This is a genomic window from Corynebacterium sp. HMSC071B10 (genome assembly GCF_001814825.1).
Classification (GTDB): Bacteria; Actinomycetota; Actinomycetes; order Mycobacteriales; family Mycobacteriaceae; genus Corynebacterium.
In genome coordinates this window covers 105,113-123,231 of sequence record NZ_KV818006.1, presented here as the reverse complement: position 1 = coordinate 123,231, position 18,119 = coordinate 105,113, and the positions used below count along the sequence as shown (strand labels likewise).

The 18,119-nt window shown below is 63.3% G+C and carries 13 protein-coding genes; 8 read left to right on the top strand and 5 right to left on the bottom strand.

The window, feature by feature from the left end; genetic code table 11:
- The first annotated feature begins 288 nt into the window (after positions 1–288).
- The 3 genes from HMPREF2990_RS06450 to HMPREF2990_RS06440 all read left to right on the top strand — a co-directional run bounded on the left by HMPREF2990_RS06450 (position 289) and on the right by HMPREF2990_RS06440 (position 8,771).
- A complete protein-coding gene (locus tag HMPREF2990_RS06450; RefSeq protein ID WP_070763333.1) occupies positions 289–3,786 on the top strand; it encodes a DNA-directed RNA polymerase subunit beta in 3,498 nt (1,165 codons plus the stop codon).
- 110 nt (positions 3,787–3,896) lie between these two features.
- Positions 3,897–7,898, top strand: a complete 4,002-nt coding sequence (locus HMPREF2990_RS06445; protein WP_070763331.1) for a DNA-directed RNA polymerase subunit beta' — start codon at positions 3,897–3,899, stop codon at positions 7,896–7,898.
- Positions 7,899–8,354: 456 nt separating this feature from the next.
- Positions 8,355–8,771, top strand: a complete 417-nt coding sequence (locus HMPREF2990_RS06440; RefSeq protein ID WP_070763330.1) for a hypothetical protein — start codon at positions 8,355–8,357, stop codon at positions 8,769–8,771.
- On the opposite strand, the gene HMPREF2990_RS06435 is transcribed toward HMPREF2990_RS06440, so the two are convergent.
- Positions 8,768–9,397, bottom strand: a complete 630-nt coding sequence (locus tag HMPREF2990_RS06435) for a DUF1707 SHOCT-like domain-containing protein (protein WP_070763328.1) — start codon at positions 9,395–9,397, stop codon at positions 8,768–8,770. The two genes, HMPREF2990_RS06440 and HMPREF2990_RS06435, sit on opposite strands and share 4 nt — an antisense overlap.
- A 218-nt stretch (positions 9,398–9,615) precedes the next feature.
- Here HMPREF2990_RS06435 and rpsL point away from each other — a divergent pair, with 218 nt between their 5' ends.
- The 5 genes from rpsL to HMPREF2990_RS06410 all read left to right on the top strand — a co-directional run bounded on the left by rpsL (position 9,616) and on the right by HMPREF2990_RS06410 (position 15,191).
- Positions 9,616–9,987: a 30S ribosomal protein S12 gene (gene rpsL, locus HMPREF2990_RS06430; RefSeq protein ID WP_038588209.1), complete on the top strand. Its 372-nt coding sequence runs from the start codon at positions 9,616–9,618 to the stop codon at positions 9,985–9,987.
- 6 nt (positions 9,988–9,993) lie between these two features.
- Complete coding sequence (gene rpsG / locus HMPREF2990_RS06425) at positions 9,994–10,461, top strand: 30S ribosomal protein S7 (protein ID WP_070763326.1); 468 nt, start codon at positions 9,994–9,996, stop codon at positions 10,459–10,461.
- A 245-nt stretch (positions 10,462–10,706) separates the two neighbouring features.
- A complete protein-coding gene (fusA, locus tag HMPREF2990_RS06420; RefSeq protein ID WP_070763324.1) occupies positions 10,707–12,827 on the top strand; it encodes an elongation factor G in 2,121 nt (706 codons plus the stop codon).
- A gap of 350 nt (positions 12,828–13,177) precedes the next feature.
- Positions 13,178–14,368, top strand: a complete 1,191-nt coding sequence (gene tuf, locus HMPREF2990_RS06415; protein ID WP_070763322.1) for an elongation factor Tu — start codon at positions 13,178–13,180, stop codon at positions 14,366–14,368.
- A gap of 127 nt (positions 14,369–14,495) precedes the next feature.
- Positions 14,496–15,191, top strand: a complete 696-nt coding sequence (locus HMPREF2990_RS06410) for a hypothetical protein (protein WP_070763320.1) — start codon at positions 14,496–14,498, stop codon at positions 15,189–15,191.
- Positions 15,192–15,685: 494 nt separating this feature from the next.
- Here HMPREF2990_RS06410 and HMPREF2990_RS06405 read toward each other — a convergent pair whose 3' ends face one another.
- The 4 genes from HMPREF2990_RS06405 to HMPREF2990_RS06390 are packed head-to-tail and all read right to left on the bottom strand — an operon-like array spanning position 15,686 to position 18,099.
- Positions 15,686–16,246, bottom strand: coding sequence for an Asp23/Gls24 family envelope stress response protein (locus tag HMPREF2990_RS06405; protein ID WP_070763318.1), 561 nt, complete (start codon positions 16,244–16,246; stop codon positions 15,686–15,688).
- The gene (locus HMPREF2990_RS12940) at positions 16,243–16,962 is read right to left on the bottom strand and encodes an Asp23/Gls24 family envelope stress response protein (RefSeq protein ID WP_070763317.1); all 720 of its coding nucleotides are present in this window, start codon (positions 16,960–16,962) and stop codon (positions 16,243–16,245) included. Before HMPREF2990_RS12940 ends, HMPREF2990_RS06405 begins: the two co-directional genes overlap by 4 nt.
- Positions 16,946–17,899, bottom strand: coding sequence for an Asp23/Gls24 family envelope stress response protein (locus HMPREF2990_RS06395; protein ID WP_070763315.1), 954 nt, complete (start codon positions 17,897–17,899; stop codon positions 16,946–16,948). Before HMPREF2990_RS06395 ends, HMPREF2990_RS12940 begins: the two co-directional genes overlap by 17 nt.
- A complete protein-coding gene (locus HMPREF2990_RS06390; RefSeq protein ID WP_070763314.1) occupies positions 17,899–18,099 on the bottom strand; it encodes a hypothetical protein in 201 nt (66 codons plus the stop codon). The genes HMPREF2990_RS06395 and HMPREF2990_RS06390 overlap by 1 nt, the downstream gene beginning before the upstream one ends.
- Positions 18,100–18,119: the final 20 nt, after the last annotated feature.

The window sequence follows — 18,119 nt, the reverse complement described above, 5'->3', positions numbered from 1 at the left end:
GCCGCAAAGATGGCACGGGGGTGTGTTGTCTCTTTACAAACGTGGAAGTGTGCTATAGGCTAAGTCGTTGCGCTGGAAGCCGTCTCCAGTGTGCGCGTGCGCCTTGCATGAGGCGCTCGTCGAAAAGCGGGCCTTTGGGCAGCAATGATTTCGGCGAGTGCTGATTTGATAAGGTGATTTTGTCATCTCTGGGGGCGGGTCTTCTGAAGCAGACCGAAATGCTAACTTACCCAGCGGAAACGCCGCTTGCCTGCAGAGCCAGAGTGGGCACAGCGGCCTCCGCCTTAGGTGCTGGAAGGACCCAACTTGGCAGTCTCAAACCAGACCATGTCAATGGCTGAAATTCCCGGGGCCCCCGAACGTTACTCGTTCGCCAAGATCGAAGAGCCGATCACCGTCCCGGGTCTTCTTGATGTACAGCTTGAATCTTTTGCTTGGCTTGTCGGCACGCCTGAGTGGCGTGAGCGCGAGCAGGAGCTGCGCGGGGATGAGGCACGCGTCAAGAGCGGCCTCGAGGACATCCTCGACGAGATCTCCCCAATTCAGGACTACTCGGGCAACATGAGCCTGACGCTGTCCGAGCCGCGTTTCGAAGACGCGAAGTACTCCATCGAGGAGGCCAAAGACAAGGACATTAACTACTCCGCGCCGCTGTACGTCACCGCGGAGTTTATTAACAACGACACGCAGGAGATTAAGTCCCAGACCGTGTTCATCGGCGATTTCCCGCTGATGACGGACAAGGGCACTTTCATCGTTAACGGCACCGAGCGTGTCGTCGTCTCCCAGCTCGTGCGTTCCCCGGGCGTCTACTTCGACGAGACGATTGATAAGTCCACCGAGCGCCCGCTGCATGCCGTGAAGGTGATCCCTTCGCGCGGTGCGTGGCTGGAGTTTGACGTGGACAAGCGCGACACCGTTGGTGTGCGCATTGACCGCAAGCGTCGTCAGCCGGTGACCGTGCTGCTGAAGGCGCTGGGCTGGACCACCGAGCAGATTACGGAGCGCTTCGGCTTCTCCGAGCTCATGATGTCCACCCTGGAGAACGACGGTGTGGCAAACACCGACGAGGCGCTGCTGGAGATTTACCGCAAGCAGCGCCCGGGCGAGCAGCCGACGCGCGATCTTGCGCAGTCCCTGCTGGAAAACTCCTTCTTCAAGGCGAAGCGCTACGACCTGGCTCGCGTGGGCCGCTACAAGGTCAACCGCAAGCTCGGTCTGGGCGGTGACCACGAGGGCCTGATGACGCTGACCGAAGAGGACATCGCCACCACGCTGGAGTACCTCGTGCGCCTGCACGCGGGCGAGACCGAGATGACCTCCCCGTCCGGCGAGATCATCCCGATCAACACCGACGACATCGACCACTTTGGTAACCGCCGCCTGCGTACCGTCGGCGAGCTGATCCAGAACCAGGTCCGCGTCGGCTTGAGCCGTATGGAGCGCGTCGTGCGCGAGCGCATGACCACCCAGGACGCAGAGTCGATCACGCCGACCTCGCTGATCAATGTGCGACCGGTCTCCGCGGCGATCCGTGAGTTCTTCGGTACCTCGCAGCTGTCCCAGTTCATGGACCAGAACAACTCCCTGTCTGGCCTGACCCACAAGCGTCGTCTCTCCGCGCTGGGCCCGGGCGGCCTCTCGCGTGAGCGCGCCGGCATTGAGGTCCGAGACGTGCACCCCTCGCACTACGGCCGCATGTGCCCGATTGAGACCCCGGAAGGCCCGAACATTGGCCTGATCGGTGCCCTGTCCTCGTATGCGCGCGTCAACCCCTTCGGGTTCATCGAGACGCCGTACCGCAAGGTGGACAACGGCCAGCTCACCGACCAGATCGACTACCTCACGGCTGACGAGGAGGACCGCTACGCCATCGCGCAGGCGGCCACCCCGATGACCAAGGACGGTCAGCTCACCGGCGAGCGTATCGAGGTCCGCCTGAAGGACGGCGACATCGGCGTCGTCGGCCCGCAGGGCGTCGACTACCTCGACATCTCTCCGCGCCAGATGGTGTCCGTGGCAACGGCGATGATTCCGTTCCTGGAGCACGACGATGCGAACCGTGCCCTGATGGGCGCGAACATGCAGAAGCAGGCTGTGCCGCTGCTGCGCGCCGAGGCCCCGTACGTGGCCACCGGCATGGAGCAGCGCGCCGCGTACGACGCTGGCGATACCGTCATCTCCCCGCTCACGGGTGTTGTGGAGACCGTCACGGGCGACTACATCACCGTGCTCGGCGACGACGGCACGCGCGATACCCAGCAGCTGCGCACCTTCCACCGCACGAACCAGGGCACCTGCTACAACCAGACCCCGATCGTGTCCGCTGGCCAGCGCGTTGAGGCCGGCCAGGTCATCGCCGATGGCCCGGGCACGAAGGACGGCGAAATGGCGCTGGGCCGCAACCTGCTGGTCGCGTTCATGCCGTGGGAAGGCCACAACTACGAGGACGCCATCATCCTCAACCAGCGCGTGGTAGAGGAGGACATCCTCACCTCCGTGCACATTGAGGAGCACGAGATCGACGCCCGCGACACCAAGCTCGGTGCCGAGGAGATCACCCGCGAGATCCCGAACGTCTCCGAGGACGTGCTCAAGGACCTCGACGAGCGCGGCATCATCCGCATCGGCGCGGACGTGCGCGACGGCGACATCCTGGTCGGTAAGGTCACCCCGAAGGGTGAGACCGAGCTGACCCCGGAGGAGCGCCTACTGCGTGCCATTTTCGGTGAGAAGGCTCGCGAGGTGCGCGACACCTCCCTGAAGGTGCCGCACGGCGAGACCGGCAAGGTCATTGCAGTGCGTCGCTTCTCCCGCGAGGACGACGACGATCTGTCCCCGGGTGTCAACGAGATGATCCGCGTCTACGTGGCGCAGAAGCGCAAGATCCAGGACGGCGACAAGATGGCCGGCCGCCACGGCAACAAGGGTGTCGTGGGCAAGATCCTGCCGACCGAAGACATGCCGTTCATGGAGGACGGCACCCCGGTGGACATCATCCTGAACACCCACGGTGTGCCGCGTCGTATGAACATTGGCCAGGTCCTCGAGGTACACCTCGGCTGGCTGGCTAAGGCCGGCTGGACCGTGAACCCGGATGACCCGGCCAACGCCGCGCTGCTGGAGACCCTGCCCGAGAAGCTTTACGACGTGCCGCCGGAGTCGCTCACCGCAACGCCGGTGTTCGACGGCGCGTCCAATGACGAGATCGCGGGCCTGCTCGCTAACTCCAAGCCGAACCGCGACGGCGACGTCATGGTTGATGAGCACGGCAAGGCCAAGCTGTATGACGGTCGCTCGGGCGAGCCGTACAAGTACCCGATCTCGGTCGGCTACATGTACATGCTCAAGCTGCACCACCTCGTGGACGAGAAGATTCACGCCCGCTCCACTGGCCCATACTCCATGATTACCCAGCAGCCGCTGGGTGGTAAGGCACAGTTCGGTGGCCAGCGCTTCGGCGAGATGGAGGTGTGGGCAATGCAGGCTTACGGCGCTGCCTACACCCTGCAGGAGCTGCTCACCATCAAGTCGGACGACGTGGTCGGCCGCGTGAAGGTCTACGAAGCAATCGTCAAGGGCGACAACATTCCGGATCCGGGCATCCCCGAGTCCTTCAAGGTGTTGCTCAAGGAGCTGCAGTCGCTGTGCCTCAACGTTGAGGTGCTTTCTACCGACGGCAGCGCCATGGAGCTCGACGGCGACGACGATGAGTTTGATCAGGCCGGCTCCTCGCTGGGCATCAACCTCTCGCGCGACGAGGGCTCTGCGGCGGATTCCGTCTAGACGCCAGGCGGGCGTCGAAAAGCATGCGCTTGTCGACGCCTGGAAAGAAAACGAGAAGAAACTATCCACACGCAATCCTCCCCAGCTGGGGGAGGTGAAAGGGAATTTACGTGTTTGACGTAAACCTCTTCAACGAGCTTCGCATCGGCCTGGCCACTGCCGAAGACATCCGTAAGTGGTCCCACGGCGAAGTGAAGAAGCCGGAGACCATTAACTACCGCACCCTCAAGCCCGAGAAGGACGGCCTGTTCTGCGAGCGCATTTTCGGCCCCACCCGCGACTGGGAGTGCGCCTGCGGTAAGTACAAGCGCGTCCGTTACAAGGGCATCATCTGTGAGCGCTGCGGCGTCGAGGTGACCAAGTCCAAGGTGCGCCGCGAGCGCATGGGCCACATCGAGCTCGCTGCTCCCGTGACCCACATCTGGTACTTCAAGGGCGTGCCTTCGCGCCTGGGCTACCTGCTCGACCTTGCGCCGAAGGACCTCGAGCGCATCATTTACTTCGCTGCCAACATCATCACCAGTGTCGACGAGGAGGCACGTCACAACGACATGTCCACCCTCGAAGCCGAGATGCTGCTGGAGAAGAAGGAGGTCGAGGAGGACGCCAACTCCGAGATCGCCGAGCGCGCCCACAAGCTGGAGGAAGACCTCGCTGAGCTCGAGGCCTCCGGCGCGACCGCCGCTGCCCGCAAGAAGGTGCAGCAGGCCGCGGACAAGGAGATGACCCACATCCGCGAGGCCGGCGAGCGCGAGGTTGAGCGCCTCGAGGAGATCTGGCAGACCTTCCAGAAGCTGGCCCCGAAGCAGATGATTATCGACGAGGTGCTCTACGAGGAGCTCGTCGACCGCTACGAGGACTACTTCACCGGCGGCATGGGCGCCGAGGCGATTCAGACGCTGATCCGCAACTTCGACCTCGAGGCCGAGGCCGAGGAGCTGCGCACCATCATCGCTGAGGGCAAGGGCCAGAAGAAGGTCCGCGCGCTCAAGCGCCTGAAGGTTGTCGCTGCGTTCCAGCGCTCCGGCAACGACCCGGCCGGCATGATCCTGGACGCGATCCCGGTGATCCCGCCGGAGCTGCGCCCGATGGTGCAGCTGGACGGTGGCCGCTTCGCTACCTCCGACCTGAACGACCTGTACCGTCGCGTGATCAACCGCAACAACCGCCTCAAGCGCATGATCGATCTTGGCGCGCCCGAGATCATCGTGAACAACGAGAAGCGCATGCTGCAGGAGTCCGTTGACGCGCTGTTCGACAACGGCCGCCGCGGCCGTCCGGTCACCGGCCCGGGCTCCCGCCCGCTGAAGTCCCTGTCCGACCTGCTCAAGGGCAAGCAGGGCCGCTTCCGTCAGAACCTGCTGGGTAAGCGTGTCGACTACTCCGGTCGTTCCGTGATTATTGTCGGTCCGCAGCTCAAGCTGCACGAGTGCGGTCTGCCGAAGCTGATGGCACTCGAGCTGTTCAAGCCGTTCGTGATGAAGCGCCTGGTGGACAACGACTACGCGCAGAACATCAAGAGCGCGAAGCGCATGGTCGAGCGCCAGCGCCCCGAGGTGTGGGACGTCCTCGAAGAGGCGATTTCCGAGCACCCGGTGCTGCTCAACCGCGCACCGACCCTGCACCGCCTCGGCATCCAGGCCTTCGAGCCGAAGCTGGTCGAGGGTAAGGCCATCCAGCTGCACCCGCTGGCCTGTGAGGCCTTCAACGCCGACTTCGACGGTGACCAGATGGCAGTCCACCTGCCGCTGTCCGCAGAGGCGCAGGCCGAGGCCCGCGTGCTTATGCTGTCCTCGAACAACATCCTGTCCCCGGCGTCCGGTAAGCCGCTGGCGATCCCGCGCCTGGACATGGTGACCGGCCTGTACTTCCTCACCATGGAGAAGTCCACCTCCGAGGTCGGCGGCGAGGGCGCGTACGCGCCTGCCGACGAGAACGGCCCGGCACGCGGCGTGTACTCCTCCTACCGCGAGGCCATTATGGCCTACGACCGTGGCGTGCTTGGCCTGCAGGCTCCGATCAAGGTCCGCATCGACCACCTCCGCCCGACGGTTGAGGTGGAAAAGGAGCAGTTCCCGGACGGCTGGACCAAGGGTCAGCCGTGGATGATGGACACCACGCTCGGCCGCATCATGTTCAACGAGCTGCTGCCGTACAACTTCCCCTACCAGGAAGGCGCGATGGTGCGTAAGGGCGGCGGCTCCGGCAAGGTGCTGCTCGGCGACATCATCCAGGGCATGGTGGAGAAGTACCCCATGATCACTGTTGCGCAGACCCTGGACAAGCTGAAGGACGCCGGCTTCTACTGGTCCACCCGCTCGGGCGTGACCATTACGATGTCCGACGTGCTCGTGCTGCCGAACAAGACCGAGGTCTTGGAGCGCTACGAGAAGGAAGCCGAGGAGATCGAGCGCAAGTACTGGGAGAAGGGTGCGCTGACCGAGGAGAACCGCTACGACCGTCTGGTCGAGCTGTGGCAGGACGCCACCAACAAGGTCGGCCAGGCCGTCGAGGACCTGTACCCGGACGACAACCCGATCCCGATGATCGTGAAGTCCGGTGCTGCCGGTAACATGCGCCAGATCTGGACCCTGGCCGGCATGAAGGGCATGGTTGTGAACTCGCGCGGTGAGTACATCACCCGCCCGATCAAGACCTCCTTCCGCGAGGGCCTGTCCGTGATGGAGTACTTCAACAACTCCCACGGTTCCCGTAAGGGCCTGGCCGATACCGCGCTGCGTACCGCTGACTCCGGCTACCTCACCCGTCGTCTGGTGGACGTGGCCCAGGATGTCATCGTCCGCGAGCAGGACTGCGGCACCCACCAGGGTGTCAAGGTTCCGGTTGCGGTTGAAGCTTCTGAGGGCAAGTTCGTCCGCCACGAGCTGGTCGAAACCTCCGTCTCCGGCCGCGTCCTGGCTTCCGACGTCAAGGACTCCGAGGGCAACGTGGTCTTCGAGGCCGGCACCGAGCTGTCCGAGGAGCGCATCGACACGCTCGTGGAGAAGGGCATCACCGAGCTCAAGGTCCGCTCCGTGCTGACCTGCCAGACCCCGACCGGTGTCTGCGCCAAGTGCTACGGCAAGTCCATGGCTTCTGGCCAGCTGGTGGACATCGGCGAGGCCGTCGGCATCGTCGCTGCACAGTCCATTGGTGAGCCGGGTACCCAGCTGACCATGCGTACCTTCCACCAGGGTGGTGTCGGCGGCGACATTACCGGTGGTCTGCCGCGTGTGCAGGAGCTGTTCGAGGCCCGCGTGCCGAAGAACTGCGCTCCGATCGCGTCGGTGGCCGGTACGATCTCGCTGGAGGACGAGGGCAACTTCTGGACCCTGACCATCCACCCGGACGACGGCTCCGACGACGTGGTCTACGAGAAGCTGTCCAAGCGCCAGGGCCTGGCCCAGGTGCGCCGCCCGATGGAGTCCAACCCGGACGCCATGATCGAGCGCTCCCTGCGCGAGGGCGACCACGTGGAGGTCGGCGACCGCCTGCTCCGCGGTGCTGCGGATCCGCACGACGTGCTCGAGGTCCTCGGCCGCCGCGGTGTGGAGAAGCACCTCATCGACGAAGTCCAGGCTGTCTACCGCACCCAGGGTGTGTCGATTCACGACAAGCACATCGAGATCATCATCCGCCAGATGCTGCGCCGCGGCACGGTCATCGACTCCGGCTCGACCGAGTTCCTGCCGGGCACGCTGATCGACCTCGCCGAGGCACGCCAGGTCAACGCCGCCACCGTCGCGGACGAAGGCCAGCCGGCAGAGATGCGCTCCGAGATCATGGGTATCACCAAGGCCTCCTTGGCTACCGAGTCCTGGCTGTCGGCCGCCTCCTTCCAGGAGACGACCCGCGTGCTCACGGACGCCGCGATCAACAAGCGCTCCGACCAGCTCATCGGCCTGAAGGAGAACGTGATCATCGGTAAGCTGATCCCGGCCGGTACGGGTATCTCCCGCTACCGCAACATCCAGGTCAAGCCGACCGAGGCTGCGCGCTCCGCCGCGTACTCCATCCCGAGCTTCGGCGAGGGCATCTACGGCGACGAGGGCTTCGGCGAGTACACCGGTGCCTCCGTCCCGCTCGACGAGTACGGGCTCGACCAGATCTAGCCTTCTGGCTGACTGCTAGGTCTTTTCGGTCTGCTGCTAACGGCCCGGCTCCCTTCGCGGGGGCCGGGCCGTTGGCGTTGCTGGCTGCGTGGGCCCCAAAGCGTTGGGGTGGCTTTTGAGGACCTTTGCTGCCGGGAGCGGTTGGGGTGAATGGAGCTAGCTCCGTTTAGGGAAATCGCCGATGCGCGACCTGGTGTTTTGCAACCGGCGCGGGGCCAAATGGAGCTAGCTCCGTTTAGAGAGATCGCTGAGGCGCGACCTGGCGTTTTCTCGACGCCGCAGGCCCAAATAGAGCTAGCTCCATTTAGGGGGCTCGGCGAAGTGCGACCTGGGCTTTTGTAACCGGCGTAGGTTCAAATGGAGCTAGCTCCATTTAGGAAGACACTTTTAGGAAGACCGCCGACACGCGATCAGGGCGTTGAACAGCGCAAGTCAATCCATGCGTATCGTGGCGGCATGAGCGGATTTAGCGAAGCCGAGCGCGAGGCGATGCGCCAGCGCGCAGAAGAACTGCGTCGCGAAAAAGGCGGCAACAAGAAGGCCAAGAATCTCGAGGCCGTGCAGGAGCTGATCGACGCCATGCTGCCGGAAGACCGCGACCTCGCCGCCGCAGTCCACACGATGGTCACGGAGGAAGCGCCCCAACTCGACGCGCGGACGTTCTATGGCATGCCCGCCTGGGAAGGGTCAGACGGCGTCGTGCTCTTCCTGCAGGTCTCGTCGAAATTCGACGCCCGCTATACCACGCTCGGGTTCCAGGAGAACGCCCATCTTGACGACGGCGCGATGTGGCCGACCAGTTACGCCATCCAAGAACTTAACGACGATACCCGGGCGCGCATTCGCGAGCTCATTCGCCGCGCCGTTCACTAAACACGTGCGCCACGGGCGGCGCGGACGATGCCTACCCCGCCCATGAGCGCGAGCCCGCGCACGCGTATGACAGGCGCATCCACCGGAAGGTCTGCGAGTGCGATGGTGCAGGACGGGTGGGTTTCCACCCCGAATCCGCCCATGATTCCCAGTCCGGCGTCCACCACGCGCACGTCTTCCGGCACGATGATTTCAATGCCGCCCATGACTGCAAACGCGTTGATGATGGTCTCGTGTGCGCTCAGTCGCGCTTCGCGCAGGTCGAGGGAGTTGCCGCCCATGACCGTGATGGACGTGTGATTCGGAGCGACGAGCCAATCACCGCCGCGTTCGCTGCCGCCCATGATGGAAAGGCTGAACGGGGAACCGCCCGATTCGCCGGTGGCGTAGCGAGCCATGGTGCCGTCTTGCCGGGCGGGTTGGTTGTGTTGGGGAGTGACGGGGGAGAGATCGTCGATAAGCGCAGGAAGCTCATCGACAAAGGTGGCTCTGTAGAGGGCGGCGGATCGCTCGTCGAACTCTGTGACCGTGAGCTGGCCATCGACGAATGCGTCGTGGAGGGAGGCTTCAGCACGAGCACGCTCGGCGCTGCTGAGTCGCTTGCGGGGGAGGTTCGGCTCGCTCATGGAACGCAGAATAGCACGGATTTGCCGTGCCACCTTGGCGTGTTGTAAGGTATATGAGGTTTCGCTCGCGACCTATCGCGTGGCGGAAAAATACGAACTCCAAGCGGTTTCGTGAAAGTGCTGGTAGTTCATGCATCGGCAGGGCCCCGAAGAAGAGCCCTCATTTTTGCATGTACGGCCACCTTGCGCACGGATCGCGAGAACAAGAAAGAGCGTGAATGCCTACTATTCAGCAGCTGGTCCGCAAGGGCCGCCACGATAAGAGTCAGAAGGTGGCTACCGCTGCGCTGAAGGGCTCGCCCCAGCGTCGCGGCGTGTGCACCCGTGTGTACACCACCACCCCGAAGAAGCCGAACTCGGCACTGCGTAAGGTCGCACGTGTGCGCCTGACCTCCGGTATTGAGGTTTCCGCATACATCCCGGGCGAGGGCCACAACCTCCAGGAGCACTCCATGGTGCTCGTGCGTGGTGGCCGTGTGAAGGACCTCCCGGGCGTTCGCTACAAGATCATCCGTGGCGCGCTGGATACCCAGGGCGTGAAGGACCGTAAGCAGGCTCGTTCCCGTTACGGCGCAAAGAAGGGACAGTAATCAGATATGCGTAAGCAGCAAGCTCCGAAGCGTCCCGTAGTCAAGGACCCGGTATACCAGTCCGAGCTGGTGACCCAGCTGGTCAACAAGGTCCTCCAGGACGGCAAGAAGTCCACCGCCGAGCGCATCGTCTACGGTGCCCTCGAGCAGTGTCGCGAGAAGACCGGCACCGACCCGGTCGGCACCCTGGAGAAGGCTCTGGGCAACATCCGCCCGGACCTCGAGGTTCGTTCCCGCCGCGTTGGTGGCGCTACCTACCAGGTGCCGGTTGAGGTCAAGCCTGGCCGCTCCAACACCCTCGCACTGCGCTGGATGGTTACCTTTACCCGCCAGCGTCGTGAGAACACCATAGTTGAGCGCCTGGCTAACGAGATCCTCGATGCCTCCAACGGCCTCGGTGCATCCGTGAAGCGCCGCGAGGATATGCACAAGATGGCAGAGGCCAACCGCGCCTTCGCCCACTACCGCTGGTAATACCTGCGCGCACGGTAGCTATGACACCCGGACGTCACCTGCAACAAGACAGCAGAAGCAAATTGAATACCTGCTTCCCACAGTCGCGTTGTGAGGTGGCACCCGGGTGTTTCTCATAGTGATGAATGCGACTTATCCTGCCATTTGCTTCAAGAAGTGGCAGAATTGACAAAGAAATTATTCGCCATAGGCGCACGCTGGGTTTCGGCCCAGCGCGTCGACGACTTTTAAGTTGGGGTAATAACGTGGCACAAGAAGTGCTTAAGGACCTGCACAAGGTTCGCAACATCGGCATCATGGCCCACATCGATGCTGGTAAGACCACCACGACCGAGCGCATCCTGTTCTACACGGGTATCAACCGCAAGGTTGGCGAGACCCACGACGGTGGCGCAACCACCGACTGGATGGAGCAGGAGAAGGAGCGCGGCATCACCATTACGTCCGCTGCCGTGACCTGCTTCTGGAACAACAACCAGATCAACATCATTGACACCCCGGGTCACGTGGACTTCACCGTTGAGGTGGAGCGTTCCCTGCGCGTGCTCGATGGCGCTGTCGCCGTCTTCGACGGCAAGGAGGGCGTTGAGCCGCAGTCCGAGCAGGTGTGGCGTCAGGCTGCTAAGTACGACGTGCCGCGTATCTGCTTCGTCAACAAGATGGACAAGCTCGGTGCGGACTTCTTCTACACCGTTGGCACCATCGTTGACCGTCTCGGTGCGAAGCCGTTGGTAATGCAGATCCCGATCGGTGCCGAGGACAACTTCGACGGCGTTGTTGACCTGATCGACATGAAGGCTCTCCAATGGCCGGGCAAGGTCGAGACCGGCACGCCGCCGCAGATCACCGAGATTCCGGAGGACCTGCAGGAGCTTGCTGAGGAGTACCGCGAGAAGCTGCTCGAGACCGTCGCAGAGTCCGACGAAGAGCTCATGGAGAAGTACTTCGGCGGCGAGGAGCTGACCAAGGAAGAGATCAAGGGCGCTATCCGCAAGCTCACCGTCAACTCTGAGGTCTACCCGGTCTTCTGTGGTACCGCATACCGCAACAAGGGCGTCGAGCCGATCCTCGACGCGGTCGTTGACTACCTGCCGAGCCCGCTCGACGTGGGCGAGGTTCAGGGCACCGCGGTCGACGGCGAGACTCCGATGACCCGTAAGCCGTCTGTCGATGAGCCTTTCTCCGCACTAGCGTTCAAGATCGCTGTGCACCCGTTCTTCGGCAAGCTCACCTACGTGCGCGTGTACTCCGGCCAGGCTATCCCGGGCGAGAACATGCTCAACTCCACCAAGCAGAACAAGGAGCGCGTGGGCAAGCTCTTCCAGATGCACGCGAACAAGGAGAACCCGGTCGAGCACGCTGACGCCGGTAACATCTACGCGTTCATTGGCCTGAAGCACACCACCACCGGTGACACCTTGTGCAACCCGGATCACCCGATCATCCTGGAGTCCATGGACTTCCCGGATCCGGTTATCCAGGTGGCCATCGAGCCGAAGACCAAGGCTGACCAGGAGAAGCTGGGTACCGCTATCCAGAAGCTCGCTGAAGAGGACCCGACCTTCACCGTCCAGCTGGACGAGGAGACCGGCCAGACCGTCATCGGCGGCATGGGTGAGCTCCACCTCGACGTGCTGGTCGACCGTATGAAGCGCGAGTTCAAGGTTGAGGCGAACATCGGTAACCCGCAGGTTGCCTACCGCGAGACCATCCGTAAGAAGGTCGAGTCCCTGGACTACACCCACAAGAAGCAGACTGGTGGTTCCGGCCAGTTCGCAAAGGTCATCGTCACCATCGAGCCGTACAACCCGGACCCGGAGACCCTGGAGGAGGGCGAGTCCGCTTCCTACAAGTTCGAGAACGCCGTCACCGGCGGTCGCGTGCCGAAGGAGTACATCCCGTCGGTCGACGCTGGTATCCAGGACGCAATGCAGTACGGTTACCTGGCAGGCTTCCCGCTGGTCAACATCAAGGCCACCCTGGAAGACGGTGCTTACCACGAGGTTGACTCCTCGGAGATGGCCTTCAAGATGGCTGGCTCCCAGGTGCTCAAGGAGGCTGTCGCCAAGGCGAAGCCGGTCCTGCTCGAGCCGCTGATGGCTGTCGAGGTCGTCACCCCTGAGGAGTACATGGGTACCGTTAACGGTGACATCTCCTCGCGTCGTGGCCAGGTCTTCGCTATGGAGGACCGCTCCGGCGCGAAGGTCGTCAAGGCAAAGGTTCCGCTGTCCGAGATGTTCGGTTACATCGGCGACCTGCGTTCCTCGACCGCTGGCCGTGCGAACTTCACCATGGTCTTTGACTCCTACGCTGAGGTTCCGCAGAGCGTCGCGCAGGAGATCATCGACGAGCGCAACGGCAACTAGTCGTTCGCCCGAAAGTGCTACTCCCTGACGGCCCAACCGCGTGCCAGCGGTAGGGCCGGGTGACGGGGGTAGACACAACTCGCCGGTGGGTAGCGGTCGGGCTGAGGCTCTCAACGCTCTTATGAGCTGCGGCGTTGGAGCTTGAGCCGGCCGTTACGCACTAGGTGGATCCGGATTTTCTCGGGTCGGCCGGTTTGAAAAACGGTCACGAACTATCTAGGATCAGGTAACTGGCACATTGTGAAATGGTCATTGCTCTCGGATGCGTGAAAACGCCGCCAAGGGCAGGGCAAATGTAAACTACGTGGCTGCGAAGGTCGTAGCCACCATGAAGTCCAGGAGGACAATCAGTGGCAAAGGAAAAGTTCGAGCGCACTAAGCCGCACGTGAACATCGGCACCATCGGTCACGTCGACCACGGCAAGACCACCACCACCGCCGCGATCACCAAGGTGCTGGCAGACCAGTACCCGGAGGAGAACAAGGCCTTCGACTACGCGATGATCGATAAGGCTCCGGAGGAGCGCGAGCGTGGTATTACCATCAACATTTCCCACGTTGAGTACAACACCCCGAAGCGCCACTACGCACACGTTGACGCCCCGGGCCACGCCGACTACATCAAGAACATGATCACCGGTGCGGCACAGATGGACGGCGCGATCCTCGTTGTCGCTGCGACCGACGGCCCGATGCCGCAGACCCGCGAGCACGTGCTGCTCGCTCGCCAGGTTGGCGTTCCGTACATCCTCGTTGCACTGAACAAGTGCGACATGGTTGACGATGAGGAGATCATCGAGCTCGTCGAGATGGAGGTCCGCGAGCTGCTGGCTGAGCAGGACTACGACGAGGAAGCTCCGATCGTTCAGATCTCCGCTCTGAAGGCCCTCGAGGGCGACGAGAAGTGGGTACAGTCCGTCGTTGACCTCATGCAGGCTTGCGACGACTCCATCCCGGATCCGGAGCGCGAGACCGACAAGCCGTTCCTGATGCCGGTGGAGGACATCTTCACCATTTCCGGCCGCGGCACCGTCGTGACCGGCCGTGTCGAGCGCGGTGTCCTCAACGTCAACGACGAGGTTGAGATCATCGGTATCCGCGACAAGGCCACCAAGACCACCGTCACCTCCATCGAGATGTTTAACAAGCTCCTCGACTCCGCTGAGGCTGGCGACAACGCTGCACTGCTGCTCCGTGGCCTCAAGCGTGAGGACGTTGAGCGTGGTCAGGTCATCATCGCTCCGGGCGCATACACCCCGCACTCCAAGTTCGAGGGTTCCGTCTACGTCCTGTCCAAGGACGAGGGTGGCCGCCACACCCCGTTCTTCGACAACTACCGTCCGCAGTTCTACTTCCGCACCACCGACGTGACCGGTGTTGTGAAGCTGCCGGAGGGCACCGAGATGGTTATGCCGGGCGACAACGTCGACATGACCGTTGAGCTCATCCAGCCGGTCGCTATGGACGAGGGCCTGCGCTTCGCTATCCGCGAGGGCTCCCGCACCGTTGGCGCTGGCCGCGTCACCAAGATCCTCGGCTAATTCCAGCCGCTGATCTGGTACTGACCAGAGCATAGAAACAGGGCCGCTTCCCGCGAGGGAGCGGCCCTTTTCGCATGCCTGGATCTCGGCGTCTGGGGCCAACGAGAGCCCGCTAGAATTCACCGGCGTGGAAAACTACGACCCAACACGCATCCCGAAGCTTATCGACGCGCTTCAGCGGGTCTGGGAAGGCCAGCCGGATCTAAGCCTCTCCGCGCTACTCGGCACCCTGCGTAACCGCGGAGCCGGGTGGGGGACGAGCGACGAAGAGATGTTGGAGATTCTCAACGCGATGGAGGCCGAGCACCCATCGCTGGTTCGCTGGCCCGCGGAGACACCTATGACGGTCCAAACCACTGCACCAGAGCAGCGGGTTACGCTAAGCGGTTCGGACGTCGTCGTGCGGCCTGTGGGGGAGGACGCAAGGATGCCGAGCGCGTGGAAAGCGACACACTTCCGTGCAGTCGGCCCCGGGCGAAGCCTCATCGTGACGGACTCGGAAGGCATCGAGCACAGGTTAGGTGTCGTCACGCTTGTGCACGCTTTGGATCCCGACGAGGTGCCTCCGCTGGAAGGCCTGGAACAGCCAGACGTCGGTGGAGCTAGGTGGTTTGTGGGCTTCGAAGACGGATCCCGCGCGATTGTTGGACAGCGGATCACCCTGTGGAGGCCAGAGGGCCGACGGGCGACGTCGCAGGAGTCGTATAAGTTTGCACGCATATTCTCCTGCGAGCAGGGGGCTGAGATGTACATCGCCCCAGCAGGCGGCGGTGAGCCGGTCTCGCTGGGGCGGGTAGCGCACGTCGTGCTGGTTGACCTCTAGACGGTGGGCGGTGGAGGAAACATTACTGCTTAGCGTGCTTTTCGCGTATGGGGCGGAATTGGTCTCAGTCACTCGTGAAGAAAGTGCCTTGTGGTCTTAACGCTGAGGAGGCTTGTGTGTGCGTCTACATCTAGGGATTCTCTCTAGAGCCATTGGTGGCCCTTGGCCCCGTAGATATTGACGAGTGTATAGTCGACTCAAACATGACAGGTCTGTTTCTCGCGATGAGACGCAGGCCTGTTCTTGTCTTCTCACCGGCAATGGGGGCCCGGCTGGCGGCACGCTCTCCTGGAGATCGCATGCTGCCCAGCGAAGCTGTGAGCGTGCGTGACTGAGGCGACTGTTGGTGGAATGTGTGCGGCGCGCTAGCCAGCGAGAAGAAAACGCCATGGGATATGTGCCTGCGCCATGCACCCTGTGAAACACATCGCCCCAGCGGCCGGCGGGGAGCCGGTCTCGCTGGGGCGGGTAGCACGCGTAGTGCGGGGTGGCCTCTAGGCGGTGATGCGGTCGAGCTGTAGCTCCCACACGGTGTCGATCTCCATCGTGTGGTTGGCCAGGCGAAAGTCCTCGTCAGCGCCCTCCAGGAAGCGCGTGAGGTCCTCGTAGGAGTAGCTGGGGTCTGCGGTGACCGTGAAGCGGGCGGTGGGCCGGTTGCCCACTACCGCGACCTTGCTCTTGGCCTGGTTAATCATCTCGGACTTCTCCAAGAACTCGCACGCGGCAGCGGCGACGCGCGCGACGTTAATCGTGCTTTCGCCGTGCTGGGAGTCCGCGGTAAGGATCTCGCGGGTGCTGAAGGCACGGCTGCGAATGTTGGCCAGGAAGAACCACGCACCAAGCACCAGCAGCACCAGGAAGGCGGCGATCAGCGCGTTGCGGTACCAGGTTTCGTCAGGGATATAACCGAGCGATTCGCGATCGAAACGATTGAGGTATTCGCTGACGTAGGGGATCTCCCAGTAGTAGGCCACGGGGACCAGGCCTGCGACCAGGAGCAGCAGACCGGTCAGGAAGACGACCAGCCGGTCAAAGAAGGAAAGTGTCTTGCTCATCGTTGTACCCCCTGGGTCTGCTCTGGAAGCGGCTGGACCGCGGTGGACCCTGCGTCTGCTGCAGCAGGCGTGCCGGCCGCATCAGCCCCGGCAGACGTGCCAGGCGCGCCGGCTGCAGCAGCTGGGTCCTGTGCCTTCGGGAGCACCTTGACCGAGATCGCCGGCGGCGTCTTGAGCCCCTGGAGTTCGTTCTGCAGCGTGTAGGAGAGGCGCTCCTGTAGGGATGCGCCTGTGCCGTCGTCCTCCACCTGGACGCGCAGCTTCTTGCGGTCCGCGCGGGACTGGATCCGGGAGTTGCCTACCTCGGAGCGGGTCACGTGCGTCGCCTTGCGGGCGATGTCCACCGGGCGGGTCCAGATCGAGGCCGGCGAGTTCACACGCACGTGGGTGTGCGCCCGCGGCATGAAAGCGTAAATGATCAGGAACAGCCCCACGATGGCGATGATGATGCCGACGGTGACTGCGGGGACGTCGATAACCGCACGGCCAACGAACTCGAAGACGGGGCGTAGCCAGGAGTCGGATGAGTCGTCGTTCTGGAAGTAGTACCAGAGGTCGCGGCCAACGACGCCGGCGCAGGCGAGCAACACAATCGCGATGAGGATCGTGAGCCAGCGGGCGGCCGGGTTCGCGCGGGGCTCATCGCCCGGGTGCGGGCCGACCGGCTGCGTTGGCTCCGGCTGGCCCGCGGGCTGAGCGTTAGCGGGTGCGGTCATAGTCATTCACCACCGGAATAATAGAGATCTGCTTGAGCGGTGCCGGGCGCGGTGCACGCGGGCGCGCCAGCGGTGCCGGTGCAGGAGGTGCAACCTCTCGCAGCGGCGTCGCGTTGACCTTGATCTTGGTCAACGGGCGCTTCGGCGCGGTGCGCACCGGAGTGAGCTGCGCCGGGGCGGTAGCAGACACCTTGGTCAGCGGGCGGCGCGGCGGCAATTCGGCGCGGCGAACTGCCGCGGGCTCCGGCACGCGTACGCGGCGCAGCTGCGTCGGCGTGACGGTGAACGGCGCGGGTACACGCGGCTCGGGCGTGTGCGGCGTCCACGGTTTGGCCGGAGTGGGCGTGTCCACGGAGGACACCCGGACTGCGTCCGGCGCGAAGCCCTCGGTGCGCACCTTCGCCGGACGAGGTGCCTTCACACTCTGCACTGCAGCCGGACGAGGGGCGTTGAATTCCCACATGTCGTCTGCCAGCGAGCGCGCGTGGATCTCCGTAAGCGGCGCACGCTGCTTCGTGCGCGGGGACTCCACCGATAACTGGTGGACGCGGATCGGGGTGGGGATGGCGAACGCGGAGTGGCTCGCCACCTCGTCCCAGGTCACACGTCCGTCGAGGCCCTGGGCCTCAACACTGGCGACGGAGACGTTCACGCGCGAGACGTCGAGGCCGGTCAGGGTGCGCACGTGTGAGATGACGGTCGCGCGAACGGCGTCGGTAATCGCCGCAATGGGTGCTGGGTAAGCGGTCGCGATCTCGGCCTCGATCGCCGCGACACCCGACTGTCGGTCGAGGTGGACATCAATCCTGGGGAAGCTGCGGCCGGCAAGTCCGGCCAGCTTCGCGTCCACCGCAAGGGTGCCTGGCACCGACGAGGCCGCCACCTCAGCAACGCGCTCTACCGCGCGCTCGCTGATGTGGTAGAACGTCGTACCCATTAGCTACGGCCTTTGCCGGAGTTGGTGTTGAAGATCTCGGCAATGTCGAGGCGGCCGTCCAGCTGCGCACCAATGACGCCGCCGACCACGCTAAACAGCAGCAGCCACAGAAGACCCAGCCAACCGCCGAAGGTCACAAAGAACGCGATAACCACGCCGATAAGGGCACCGGTTACCGCCTTATTGGAAAAAGCATTCATATTAAAACCACATTTCGGAG